The sequence below is a fragment of the Pseudomonas lyxosi genome (assembly GCF_047758685.1).
Lineage (GTDB): Bacteria > Pseudomonadota > Gammaproteobacteria > Pseudomonadales > Pseudomonadaceae > Aquipseudomonas > Aquipseudomonas lyxosi.
Window position 1 is genome coordinate 2,411,576 of sequence record NZ_CP180481.1, and the last position, 11,574, is coordinate 2,423,149.

An 11,574-nucleotide genomic window follows, 5' to 3' on the forward strand; every position below is an offset into this window, starting at 1 on the left:
AGCAGGCACAGCAAGGGGGAGCAAGCTCCCCCTTCGGTTTTTACCGGACACTAGTGACGCGGAGCATGGGAACGATCCGGGTGAAAGTGGCTTATCATTAGCCCCCTAACGACGCTCACCCAAGGTTACCCCCGGCATGCTGGCTATCTTCCTCGAAACCCTGAACATCACCGCGCCGGTGTTTGCCATGCTGTTTCTGGGGGCGCTGCTCAAGCGCATCGACTGGATCAACGACAACTTCATCCACACTGCGTCGGCACTGGTGTTCAACGTCACCATGCCGGCATTGTTGTTTCTGGGCATCCTGCATGCCGACCTGCACGCCGCGTTGCAACCGGCGCTGCTCATCTACTTCTCGCTGGCGACGCTGGTGTGTTTTGCCATCGCCTGGGGCTGGGCGATCTGGAAGTGCCCGCGGGAAGACCGGGGGATCTACACCCAGGGCGCCTTTCGCGGCAATAACGGGGTGATCGGCCTCGCACTGGCGGCAAGCATGTACGGCGACTACGGGATTTCCCTCGGGGCGATTCTCGCGGCGTTGGTCATCCTGTTTTACAACACGCTCTCGACCATTGTGCTGGCGGTGTACAGCCCGGTGATCAAGTCCGACCCCTGGAGCATCTGCAAAAGCGTGATGGTCAATCCGCTGATCATCAGCGTGTTTGCGGCGGCACCGTTTGCGTATTTCAAGATCAGCTTGCCGGGATGGCTGGAGACGTCCGGTCAATACCTGGCGCAAACCACCTTGCCGTTGGCGTTGATCTGCATCGGTGGCACGCTGTCGCTGGCGGCACTGCGCAAAAGCGGCAACATGGCGCTCAGCTCAAGCCTGGTGAAGATGATCGGCCTACCGGTACTGGCGACACTGGGAGCGTGGCTCTGGGGCTTTCGTGGTGCGGAGTTGGGGATTCTGTTCCTGTACTTCGGCAGCCCGACCGCCGCGGCCAGTTTTGTCATGGCCCGTCAGGCCAATGGCAATCATGAACTGGCGGCAGCGATCATCGTGATCACCACGTTGATGGCGGCGATCACCACCAACATCGGGATCTTCCTGTTGCAGTGGGGCGGGTGGATCTAGTCGGCTTTCTGGTAGCTGTCGATCACTTCCTGCGCCGCGCGAAACGCATCGATGGCTGCCGGGACACCGGCATACACCGCGCAATGCAGCAGCGCTTCACGAATCTCTTCCACGGTGCAGCCATTGTTCAGCGCACCACGCACGTGACCTTTCAGTTCCTGCGGGCACTTCAACGCGGTCAGGGCGGCGAGGGTGATCAGGCTCCGGGTTTTCAATGGCAAACCTTCGCGGTTCCAGACTCCGCCCCAGGCGTGCTCGTTGACGAAATCCTGCAGCGGTTGAGTGAACTCGGTGGCATTGCCCAGCGCGCGGTCGACGAAGGCGTCGCCCATCACTTGGCGGCGGACTTCAACCCCAGGCTTTTTATCATCGGTCATGGCAATTCCTTATTGTGGTGTTGGCGACGCCAGGCGCGCAGCGACGTGAACAGAAAAAACGCCACCAGCGCCGGCAGGACAAAAAACAGCATCAGGTGTTCAAGCTTGCCGGCCAGCGGCATGCCGGTGGTGAACGACACCACGTGCAGACCGTAAGCCAGATACAAACCCAAAAACATCAGACCTTCGGCGCGGGTTACCCGGTAGCCGGAATAGAACGCCGGCAGACACAACGTCGCGACGCCGAGCATCACTGGCAAATCGAAAGCCAGGGCGTTGGGCGATACCGACAGCGGCGACGGCGCGATCAACGCGGTGAAGCCCAGCACACCCAGGAGGTTGAACAGGTTGCTGCCGATCACGTTGCCCACGGCAATGTCGCGCTGACCGCGCAAGGCGGCAATCAACGAAGTGGCCAGTTCCGGCAGGGAGGTGCTGACGGCGACGATGGTCAGGCCGATGATCCGCTCCGACAATCCCAGATCGGTCGCGACCGAAACTGCCGCGCCCAGCAGCAAGTGCCCGGCGTAGACCAGCATCGCCAATCCCGTGACGATCATCAGCAAGCTGCTGAACCACGGCGCTGGTGTTTTGTCATGGGATGGCGGACGGGCCGAGTGCCGCGACTGGCGCAGCAGCAGGCCCAGATACAGCGCCAGTGCGGCCAGCAGAATGATGCCGTCCACGCGGGTCAGTTCTTCGTTCCACGCCAATATGAACACCAGCAGGCTGGCGCCGATCATCAGCGGAATATCCAGGCGCACCAGTTGCCGTGAAACCCGCAGCGGGATGATCAGCGCCGAGAGCCCGAGGGTGACGAGGATGTTGAAGATGCTACTGCCGATTACGCTGCCGACGGCAATGTCGGCGTTCTGCGCCAAGGTGGCTTGCAGGCTGACCGCCATCTGCGGTGCGCTGCTGCCGAGGGCGACGATGGTCAGGCCGATAATCAGCGGTCGTACATGCAGGCGCGCGGCGAGACGCACGGCGGCGCGTACCATCAGTTCGGCGCCGGCGATGAGCAACAGCAAGCCGCTGAGCAATTCAATCACGCTGATCAGGGGTAAATCGGCAAGTCCGAAAATGGTCAGCGCTCCGTCTATCAGTCGTCGAGGGCCTGCACGCGAACCTTCGCGGTGCCGCTTCTGAGCATACCCAGTTGTTCGGCCGCTTCATGTGAAACATCGATCAGACGCCCACGGGTGTGCGGTCCGCGATCGTTGATGCGAACCACGCATGATTTGTCGTTGTTCAGATTGGTGACCTTCACTCGCGTGCCAAAGGGCAACTGGCGATGGGCGGCGGTCAGGGAGTTCTTGTTGAAACGCTCGCCACTGGCGGTGCGTTTACCTTGGTGTTTGGCGCCGTAATACGAGGCAACACCGGTCTTGTCATAGCCGTGTGGATCGATGGTGTCGGTGCTGGCGCAACCGGCCAGCAGAGAGAGCAGGGCACAGGTACCGAGGAAGCGTTTCATTCGAAGGTTTCCACATACAAATGTGGGAGCGGGCTTGCTCGCGAAGGGGTATCACATCCAACATCAATGTTGACTGAAATACCGCATTCGCGAGCAAGCCCGCTCCCACAGGGATCAGAGCCAGTTTTGAGTGCTGGCTCCATTCTCATCAGCCTTCGAGCTTGCTTTTCAGCAGTTCGTTAACCTGTTGCGGGTTAGCCTTGCCTTTGGAGGCTTTCATGGCCTGGCCGACGAAGAAGCCGAACATCTTGCCGCGTTTGGCTTCGTCTGCCGCGCGGTACTGTTCAACTTGTTCGGCATTGGCCGCGAGCATCTCGTCGAGCACTGCCGAGATCGCGCCCGTGTCGGTCACTTGCTTCAAGCCGCGCTTGTCGATGATCTCGTCCGCGCTGCCTTCGCCGTTGGCCATGGCTTCAAACACCACTTTGGCGATCTTGCCGGAGATGGTGTTGTCGGTGATGCGCAGCAGCATGCCGCCCAGTTGCTCGGCCGAGACCGGCGACTGATCGATGTCCAGGCCCTGTTTGTTCAACAGACTGCCCAGTTCAACCATCACCCAGTTGGCCGCCAGCTTGGCGTCGCCGCCGATGCTCACGACTTTCTCGAAGTAATCGGCTTGCTCGCGGCTGGTGGCCAGGACGCTGGCGTCGTAGACCGACAGACCGAACTGCGCCTGGAAACGCTCGCGTTTCTGCGGTGGCAATTCCGGCAGGGTGGCGCGCACGTCGTCGAGGAACGAGTCTTCGATGACCACCGGCAGCAGGTCCGGATCGGGGAAGTAACGATAGTCGTTGGCTTCCTCTTTGCTGCGCATCGGACGGGTTTCGTCCTTGTTCGGATCGTACAGACGGGTCTGCTGGATCACCCTGCCGCCGTCTTCGATCAGTTCGATCTGACGCTGTACTTCGGTGTTGATCGCCTTCTCGATGAAGCGGAACGAGTTGACGTTCTTGATCTCGCAGCGCGTGCCGAACTCAACCTGGCCTTTCGGACGGATCGACACGTTGCAGTCGCAACGCAGCGAGCCTTCGGCCATGTTGCCGTCGCAAATGCCCAGGTAACGGACCATCGCGTGGACAGCCTTGACGTAAGCCACGGCTTCCTTGGCGCTGCGCATGTCCGGCTCGGAAACGATTTCCAGCAGCGGCGTGCCGGCACGGTTCAGGTCGATGCCGGTGGCGCCGCTGAATTCTTCGTGCAGGCTTTTACCGGCGTCTTCTTCCAGGTGCGCGCGGGTGATGCCGACGCGCTTGACCGTGCCGTCTTCCAGCGCGATGTCCAGGTGGCCTTTGCCGACGATCGGCAATTCCATCTGGCTGATCTGGTAGCCCTTCGGCAGGTCCGGGTAGAAATAGTTTTTACGGGCGAACACGTTGTGCTGGCCGATCTCGGCATCAATCGCCAGACCGAACATTACCGCCATGCGCACCGCTTCCTGGTTCAGCACCGGCAATACGCCAGGCATACCGAGGTCAACCAGGCTGGCCTGGGTGTTCGGCTCGGAACCGAAAGTGGTGGAACTACCGGAAAAGATTTTCGACCGGGTGGTGAGCTGGGTGTGAATCTCCAGCCCGATCACGACTTCCCATTGCATGTGTTTCTCCTCAGAAGCCGGTTGGGGTGCGGGTGTGCCAGTCAGTGTTGAGCTGATACTGGTGGGCAACGTTCAACAGGCGACCTTCCTGGAAATACGGGGCGAGCAATTGCACGCCGACCGGCAGGCCGTCGACAAAACCGGCTGGCATGGACAAGCCCGGCAGACCGGCGAGGTTGGCGGTGATGGTGTAGACGTCTTCCAGGTACGCAGCAACCGGGTCGCTGCTCTTGGCGCCAAGCTTCCAGGCCGGGTTCGGCGTGGTTGGGCCGAGGATGATGTCGACCTCATTGAAGGCAGCCATGAAGTCGTTCTTCACCAGACGGCGAATCTTCTGCGCCTTCAGGTAGTAGGCGTCGTAGTAACCGGCGGACAGCGCGTAGGCACCGACCATGATCCGGCGCTGCACTTCCGGGCCGAAACCTTCGCCACGGGAACGCTTGTACAGGTCGATCAGGTTTTTCGGGTCTTCACAGCGATAGCCGAAACGTACGCCGTCGAAACGCGACAGGTTGGAAGAGGCTTCTGCCGGGGCGATCACGTAGTACGCAGGGATCGCGTGCTGCATGTTCGGCAGGCTGATTTCCTTGACCACGGCACCGAGCTTTTCCAGCTCCTTGACGCTGTTGTGGATCAGCTCGGCAATGCGCGGGTCGAGACCGGCGCTGAAATACTCTTTAGGAACACCGATGCGCAGGCCTTGCAGCGAACCGTTGAGGCCGGCGCTGTAATCAGGCACGGGCTCGTCGATGCTGGTGGAGTCTTGCGGGTCGAAACCGGCCATGCCTTGCAGCAGGATGGCGCAGTCTTCGGCAGTGCGCGCCAATGGGCCGCCCTGATCGAGACTGGAGGCGTAGGCGATCATGCCCCAGCGCGAAACGCGACCGTACGTCGGTTTCAGACCGGTCAGGTTGGTAAACGCGGCCGGCTGGCGGATCGAGCCGCCGGTGTCGGTCGCGGTCGCGGCCGGCAACAGACGAGCGGCAACGGCCGCAGCCGAACCACCGGACGAGCCGCCGGGCACGTGTTCCAGGTTCCACGGGTTTTTCACTGCGCCGTAGTAGCTCGACTCGTTGGCCGAACCCATGGCGAATTCGTCCATGTTGGTCTTGCCCAGCGTCACGGCACCAGCAGCGGCCAGCTTGGCGACCACGGTGGCGTCGTACGGGGCTTTAAAGTTGTCGAGCATCTTCGAGCCGCAGCTGGTGCGGATGCCCTGGGTGCAGAACAGGTCTTTGTGGGCGATCGGCGCACCGAGCAGGGCGCCGCTCTCACCATTGGCGCGGCGTGCGTCAGCGGCTTTCGCCTGCTGGAGCGCCAGGTCTTCGGTGAGGCTGATGAAACTGTTGAGCTGAGGATCGAGCTGGGCGATACGCGCCAGCAGGGTTTTGGTCAGCTCTTCGGAGGAAAACTTTTTATCGGCGAGACCGCGGGCGATCTCGGCCAGAGTCAATTGATGCATTGCAGGCTCTTTCCCTTTAGTCGATGACTTTCGGAACCAGGTACAGGCCGTTTTCGACCGCTGGTGCGATGGACTGATAGGCCTCGCGATGATTGGTCTCGGTCACGACGTCTGCACGCAGGCGCTGGCTGGCTTCCAGTGGGTGGGCGAGCGGCTCGATACCGTCGGTATTGACCGCCTGCATTTCGTCGACCAGCCCCAGAATGCTGTTCAGGGCCGAAGTGATGTGTGGAAGATCGGCATCATTAAGGCCAAGACAGGCCAGATGAGCGATTTTTTCCACGTCGGAGCGTTCAAGCGTCATGGGATTCTCCAGTGGAAGGAAAACAGAACGGATGCTATCCGTGTGTTAGATTGTCGGAACACTACCGCATTTCTACGGTCATAAGGCCGCGATTGTGGGGGTTGGTGCACAGAAAAGCGGCCAATTTAACATATTGGCGCCTTGCCCAAAATCCCTGTCGTTGTTAGAGTTTGCCGCACTTTTTTACCCACGCGTTGCCTAGGGTCCCTTTCCCATGTTCAAGAAACTGCGTGGCATGTTTTCCAGCGATCTTTCCATTGACCTGGGCACTGCCAACACCCTTATTTACGTGCGCGAGCGCGGTATCGTCCTGAATGAGCCCTCGGTTGTGGCTATTCGGACACACGGTAACCAGAAAAGTGTCGTTGCTGTCGGCACCGAAGCCAAGCGCATGCTCGGCCGTACGCCGGGCAACATTGCTGCCATTCGTCCGATGAAGGATGGCGTGATCGCCGACTTCAGCGTTTGCGAAAAGATGCTGCAGTACTTTATCAACAAGGTTCACGAAAACAGCTTCCTGCAGCCTAGCCCTCGTGTGCTGATCTGCGTTCCGTGCAAATCCACCCAGGTTGAGCGTCGTGCCATCCGTGAGTCGGCCCTTGGTGCCGGTGCCCGTGAAGTGTTCCTGATCGAAGAGCCAATGGCGGCGGCGATCGGTGCCGGCTTGCCGGTTGAAGAAGCTCGCGGCTCGATGGTTGTCGATATCGGTGGCGGTACCACTGAAATCGCGCTGATCTCCCTGAACGGTGTGGTTTACGCCGAGTCCGTACGGGTTGGCGGCGACCGCTTCGACGAAGCGATCATCACCTACGTGCGTCGCAACTACGGCAGCCTGATCGGCGAATCCACTGCCGAGCGCATCAAGCAGGAAATCGGTACTGCCTACCCGGGCGGCGAAGTTCGCGAAGTCGACGTTCGTGGCCGTAACCTGGCCGAAGGCGTTCCGCGCGCATTCACCCTGAACTCCAACGAAGTGCTGGAAGCTCTGCAAGAGTCCCTGGCCACCATCGTTCAGGCTGTGAAAAGTGCACTGGAGCAATCGCCTCCGGAACTGGCTTCCGATATCGCCGAGCGTGGTCTGGTACTGACCGGTGGTGGCGCCTTGCTGCGTGACCTCGACAAGTTGCTGGCCCAGGAAACCGGTCTGCCGGTAATCGTTGCCGAAGACCCGCTGACCTGTGTTGCTCGCGGCGGTGGCCGTGCATTGGAAATGATGGATAAACACACCATGGACCTGCTGTCGAGCGAGTGATCTCGCCCGACGCATCTATGCTGTTGGCGCGCAGGCAGCACTTTGCGGTGCTGCCTGTTGACGTTTATCTTCTGTCAGTCTGCATCCAGGCCGGTTTGATGCCGTATGAATAAAGAGAACATTTGCCTGGGAGGAGCGGCTTATTAAACCGCTTTTCACCAAAGGGCCTTCACTGGGCGTGCGCTTGTTGGTGCTGGTCGTGCTATCGGTCGCGCTGATGGTGGTCGATGCCCGCTTCACACTGTTCAAGCCAGTGCGTAGCCAAATGTCGCTGGTACTGATGCAGTCTTACTGGATCACCGACCTGCCGCAGCGGTTATGGCAGGGTGTGGCCAGCCAATTTGGCAGCCGTACCGAGCTCGTCGCCGAAAACGAAAAACTCAAAACCGAAAACCTGCTGTTGCAGGGCCGCATGCAAAAGCTTGCCGCCCTCACCGAGCAGAACGTTCGGCTGCGCGAATTGCTCAACTCCTCCGCGCTGGTCAACGAGAAGGTCGAAGTGGCCGAGTTGATCGGCATGGACCCCAATCCCTTCACTCACCGCATCATCATCAATAAAGGTGAGCGCGACGGTGTGGTCCTCGGTCAGCCGGTACTCGATGCCCGCGGCCTGATGGGCCAGGTGGTCGAGTTGATGCCGTACACCTCCCGTGTGCTGTTGCTGACCGACACCACTCACAGCATTCCGGTGCAGGTGAACCGCAACGGTCTGCGGGCGATTGCCAGCGGCACCGGCAATCCGGAACGCCTGGAGCTGCGTCATGTGGCCGATACCGCCGACATTAAAGAAGGCGATCTGCTGGTCAGCTCCGGTCTGGGTCAGCGGTTCCCGGCGGGTTATCCGGTAGCGACGGTCAAGGAAGTGATTCACGATTCCGGTCAACCGTTCGCTATTGTGCGTGCCGTACCGACCGCCGCGTTGAACCGTAGCCGTTACCTGTTGCTGGTGTTCACTGACGGCCGCACAGCCGAAGAACGCGCCAACGAAGCTGCCCAGGCTCAAGAAGCCCTGGACCAACACGGTGGTGGACCGATCATTCCAGCGACAGTACCGAAACCTGCCATCGTCCCGGCTGCTGTTGCTGCGCCCGTGGCTCCGGTTGCGCCGACGACGGCCCCTGCTGCCCCTGCTGCCACAACCCCGCCCAAACCTGCGGCAACTCATCCTGCTCCTGCGAAACCTGCCGCCAGCAAGCCGCCCGCGACGCAACCTGCGGCCGCTAAACCGCCGGCCACGCCACCCGCTGCCATGAGGCCTGCCGCCAAACCGCCTGTCTCTGCGCCGGCTACCACTGGGGGACGAGAATAATGGTTGGTGCTACTGCCTCCCGAAACGGCTGGATGGTCTGGCTGACATTCGCCATAGGCATGCTGCTCAGCGTTTCGCCGCTGCCACAATTCATGGAAATCCTCCGTCCACTGTGGCTGGCCTTGCTGCTGGCGTTCTGGGCGTTGGCCATGCCGCAGAAAGTCGGGATGGTCACCGCGTGGTGCCTGGGCCTGGCCGAAGACGTGCTTTATGGCACGCTGCTGGGCCAGAACGCATTGATCCTGACGCTGATCACGTACCTGGTGCTGGCGCTGCAACAACGCCTGCGCATGTTCCCGATGTGGCAACAGAGCCTGGTGATCCTGGTGATCTTCGGCCTCGCACAACTTGTTCAACTATGGCTCAGCGCCCTGACCGGCAATCGTCAGCCGACGCTGGCGCTGGTCTTGCCGGCATTGGTCAGCGCATTGCTCTGGCCATGGATCAGCTACGGTTTGCGCGGTTTGCGTCGACGCTACAAAATCAATTAATTCGGTCAGGCATTTGCCCGCACCTCGACAGGGAGATGTCTTGATGAAACTTGTTTACCTTGCCTCAGGCTCGCCGCGTCGGCGTGAACTGCTCACGCAGATCGGCGTGCCGTTCTCCGCCATCAGCGCGGACATCGATGAAACCCCTTTGGAAAATGAATCCCCTTCGGCCTATGTCGAGCGCCTGGCGCGCGGCAAAGCCGAGGCCGGGCGGGGGACCGTCGTGTCCGACGCAGATTTTTGCGTGCTGGGCGCCGACACCGCCGTGGTGCTGGACGGAAAAATTCTCGGCAAGCCGGTTGATGAAGCCGAGGCGTGCGCCATGCTTATGATGTTGTCCGGGTGTGAGCATGAAGTCCTGACGGCGATTGCGGTACTCGACGGCGAACGTTGCGAGTCTCGGGTGGTGAGCAGTCTGGTGCGTTTTCGCAACATCAGTCGCGATGAAGCGATGGCCTATTGGGCCAGCGGCGAGCCGCAGGACAAGGCCGGCGGCTACGGCATTCAAGGACTCGGTGCGGTGTTTGTCGCCGGGCTCAATGGCAGTTACTCGGCGGTGGTCGGACTACCGCTGTGCGAAACCGCTGAGCTGCTGGGCCATTTCGGCATACCCTGTTGGCAAACCCTTAACGCGCGTTGAGCGTCGTACTGACAAGATGCGGCCATTATCGTGAACATGCCTGAACGAGACCCTGCCATGAGTGAAGAGATCCTGATCAACATCACGCCGATGGAATCGCGCGTGGCGGTGGTTGAAAACGGTGTTCTGCAAGAGGTCCACGTCGAGCGCACGCAAAAGCGCGGGATCGTCGGCAACATCTATAAAGGCAAGGTCGTGCGGGTATTGCCCGGCATGCAAGCGGCATTCGTCGACATCGGACTGGATCGCGCCGCGTTCATTCACGCCTCGGAAATCTCCCTGCGCGAAGGCCCGGCGGTCGAGAGCATCAGCGCTCTGGTTCATGAAGGCCAGAGCCTGGTGGTGCAAGTGACCAAGGACCCGATCGGCTCCAAAGGCGCACGCCTGACGACTCAGTTGTCGATTCCCTCGCGTTATCTGGTGTACATGCCGCGCACTGCACACGTTGGCATTTCGTTGAAGATTGAAGACGAAGCCGAGCGTGAACGTCTCAAACAAGTGGTCACTGATTGCGTGGCCAAAGAAGGCATCCAGGAGGCCGGTGGCTTCATCCTGCGTACCGCTGCCGAAGGTGCCGGTGCCGATGAAATCCTCATGGACATTCGCTACCTGCGTCGTCTCTGGGATCAGATCAACGAGCAGATCAAAACCATCAGCGCGCCGAGTGTGATCTACGAAGACCTCGGCCTGGCGCTGCGCACTTTGCGTGACCTGGTGAGCCCGAAGATCGAGAAGATCCGGATCGACTCCCGGGAAACCTTCCAGAAAACCACACAGTTCGTCGCCGAGCTGATGCCGGAAATCGCCGATCGTCTTGAGCATTACCCGGGTGAACGGCCGATCTTCGACCTGTACGGCGTCGAAGACGAAATCCAGAAAGCCCTGGAGCGCAAAGTCCCGCTGAAGTCCGGCGGTTACCTGGTGGTCGATCCGGCGGAAGCCATGAGCACCATCGACGTCAACACCGGGGCGTTCGTCGGTCATCGCAACCTCGAAGAAACCATTTTCAAGACCAACCTCGAAGCCGCGACCGCCATTGCTCGCCAGCTGCGCCTGCGCAACCTGGGCGGGATCATCATCATCGACTTCATCGACATGGAAGATGAGGAGCACCAGCGTCAGGTGCTGCGCACGCTCGAGAAGCAACTGGAACGCGATCACGCCAAGACCAACATCATCGGCATCACCGAGTTGGGCCTGGTGCAGATGACTCGCAAGCGCACCCGCGAAAGTCTTGAACAAGTGCTGTGCGAGCCGTGCAGCAGCTGTCAGGGCCGCGGCAAGCTCAAGACGCCGGAAACCGTTTGCTACGAGATTTTCCGCGAAATCCTCCGAGAGGCTCGCGCCTATCAGGCGGAAGGCTATCGTGTATTGGCAAACCAGAAAGTGGTCGACCGTTTGCTCGATGAAGAGTCGGGCAATGTCGCCGAACTCGAAGGTTTTATCGGACGCACCATCCGGTTCCAGGTGGAAACCATGTATTCCCAGGAACAATACGACGTGGTGCTGCTCTGAATCGCTGTCTTTCAACTCTGCTAGAACGGCTGGCCTCAGCTTTTTGCAGTATTTTTGCCATGGGAGCCAACTGAC

Annotated in this window: 12 protein-coding genes; 6 read left to right on the forward strand and 6 right to left on the reverse strand. The window is 60.1% G+C overall.

The features are described from left to right. Nucleotides 1–136: 136 nt before the first annotated feature. Nucleotides 137–1,078, forward strand: a complete 942-nt coding sequence (locus ACMXYI_RS11120; protein WP_415773241.1) for an AEC family transporter — start codon at nucleotides 137–139, stop codon at nucleotides 1,076–1,078. Here the strand turns inward: ACMXYI_RS11120 and ACMXYI_RS11125 are convergent. The 6 genes from ACMXYI_RS11125 to gatC all read right to left on the reverse strand — a co-directional run bounded on the left by ACMXYI_RS11125 (nucleotide 1,075) and on the right by gatC (nucleotide 6,292). Then, nucleotides 1,075–1,455, reverse strand: a complete 381-nt coding sequence (locus ACMXYI_RS11125) for a carboxymuconolactone decarboxylase family protein (RefSeq protein WP_223429876.1) — start codon at nucleotides 1,453–1,455, stop codon at nucleotides 1,075–1,077. The genes ACMXYI_RS11120 and ACMXYI_RS11125 overlap by 4 nt on opposite strands. Further along, nucleotides 1,452–2,507 carry a calcium/sodium antiporter gene (locus ACMXYI_RS11130; protein WP_415773242.1) on the reverse strand — a complete coding sequence of 352 codons (1,056 nt, stop codon included), beginning with the start codon at nucleotides 2,505–2,507 and terminating at the stop codon, nucleotides 1,452–1,454. Before ACMXYI_RS11130 ends, ACMXYI_RS11125 begins: the two co-directional genes overlap by 4 nt. Before the next feature lie 50 nt (nucleotides 2,508–2,557). Further along, on the reverse strand, nucleotides 2,558–2,932 hold the full coding sequence (locus ACMXYI_RS11135) for a septal ring lytic transglycosylase RlpA family protein (RefSeq protein WP_415773243.1): 375 nt from the start codon (nucleotides 2,930–2,932) through the stop codon (nucleotides 2,558–2,560). 148 nt (nucleotides 2,933–3,080) lie between these two features. Beyond that, on the reverse strand, nucleotides 3,081–4,526 hold the full coding sequence (gene gatB, locus ACMXYI_RS11140; RefSeq protein WP_095129458.1) for an Asp-tRNA(Asn)/Glu-tRNA(Gln) amidotransferase subunit GatB: 1,446 nt from the start codon (nucleotides 4,524–4,526) through the stop codon (nucleotides 3,081–3,083). Nucleotides 4,527–4,536: 10 nt separating this feature from the next. After that, the gene (gene gatA / locus ACMXYI_RS11145) at nucleotides 4,537–5,988 is read right to left on the reverse strand and encodes an Asp-tRNA(Asn)/Glu-tRNA(Gln) amidotransferase subunit GatA (RefSeq protein ID WP_123365267.1); all 1,452 of its coding nucleotides are present in this window, start codon (nucleotides 5,986–5,988) and stop codon (nucleotides 4,537–4,539) included. A 16-nt stretch (nucleotides 5,989–6,004) separates the two neighbouring features. Beyond that, entirely contained in the window at nucleotides 6,005–6,292 is a 288-nt protein-coding gene (gatC, locus tag ACMXYI_RS11150) for an Asp-tRNA(Asn)/Glu-tRNA(Gln) amidotransferase subunit GatC (RefSeq protein WP_008026876.1), read from the reverse strand. 214 nt (nucleotides 6,293–6,506) lie between these two features. On the opposite strand from gatC, the gene mreB reads away from it, so the two are divergent. From mreB to rng, 5 genes are all read left to right on the forward strand, one after another. Next, nucleotides 6,507–7,544 (forward strand): rod shape-determining protein MreB, encoded by a 1,038-nt coding sequence (gene mreB / locus ACMXYI_RS11155; protein WP_002555108.1) that lies wholly within the window; start codon nucleotides 6,507–6,509, stop codon nucleotides 7,542–7,544. 142 nt (nucleotides 7,545–7,686) lie between these two features. Beyond that, nucleotides 7,687–8,853, forward strand: coding sequence for a rod shape-determining protein MreC (gene mreC, locus ACMXYI_RS11160; RefSeq protein WP_415773884.1), 1,167 nt, complete (start codon nucleotides 7,687–7,689; stop codon nucleotides 8,851–8,853). Continuing rightward, nucleotides 8,853–9,344, forward strand: a complete 492-nt coding sequence (mreD, locus tag ACMXYI_RS11165) for a rod shape-determining protein MreD (protein ID WP_008148886.1) — start codon at nucleotides 8,853–8,855, stop codon at nucleotides 9,342–9,344. Before mreC ends, mreD begins: the two co-directional genes overlap by 1 nt. Nucleotides 9,345–9,387: 43 nt before the next feature. Further along, nucleotides 9,388–9,984: a Maf family protein gene (locus tag ACMXYI_RS11170; protein ID WP_415773244.1), complete on the forward strand. Its 597-nt coding sequence runs from the start codon at nucleotides 9,388–9,390 to the stop codon at nucleotides 9,982–9,984. A gap of 57 nt (nucleotides 9,985–10,041) precedes the next feature. Then, nucleotides 10,042–11,499, forward strand: a complete 1,458-nt coding sequence (gene rng / locus ACMXYI_RS11175; RefSeq protein ID WP_033058026.1) for a ribonuclease G — start codon at nucleotides 10,042–10,044, stop codon at nucleotides 11,497–11,499. The last annotated feature ends 75 nt before the right edge of the window (nucleotides 11,500–11,574 follow it).